The organism is Treponema sp. R80B11-R83G3, assembly GCF_054786115.1.
The window spans coordinates 1-599 of the sequence record NZ_BDHF01000405.1; the positions used below are offsets into that span (position 1 = coordinate 1).

At 43.9% G+C, this 599-nt stretch carries 1 protein-coding gene; it reads right to left on the reverse strand.

All coding sequences use genetic code 11. The features are described 5' to 3' along the window. Positions 1-75: 75 nt before the first annotated feature. Positions 76-599 (reverse strand): sigma factor-like helix-turn-helix DNA-binding protein (locus tag ACYVRH_RS14135; RefSeq protein ID WP_461257515.1); only part of this gene is annotated, 524 nt, incomplete at its 5' end.

Genomic DNA, 599 nt, shown 5'->3' on the forward strand with positions numbered 1-599 from the left:
GCTTTATATTTATGTCGGTGATGATATTTGGGAACGATATTAAGATAAAAATAAAGTTAACAGTTTTGCTATTTACTACGAGCTTTCCCTTAATTCGCGCAATTCATGCAAGGTGCGGAGTTTCCAGACGGCTTTTTCCTGAATTTGGCGGACGCGCTCACGGGTGATGCCGAGATATTTTCCGGTTTCTTCCAGAGTAAGCGGGTTTTCCCCGTTCAGGCCAAAACGCAGTTGGATTATTTTCATCTCTCTTTCTGATAATTGGGAAAGAATTCCGCCGATGGTTTCCTGCAATGTCATGGAAAAAACCATCTCAAACGGTTCGGCTCTCGCGTCGTCTTTAATTAAATCGGCAAGGCGCGTAAGGTTCCCGTCGTCAACAATGGTGTCCAAACTTGTCGTCTCCTGGGACAACTTCACTATTTCTTTAACTTTAGATACGGGAACGTCCAAATACTCGGACAGTTCATCTTCATTGGGGTCGCGTCCTAAGTCCTGCGTTAGCTGTTTTGCCACATAATAGCATTTTTTAATTGTGTTGAGCATGTGAATCGGTATGCGAATAACGCGCCCCTTGTCCCCTATGCTCTTGATAATAG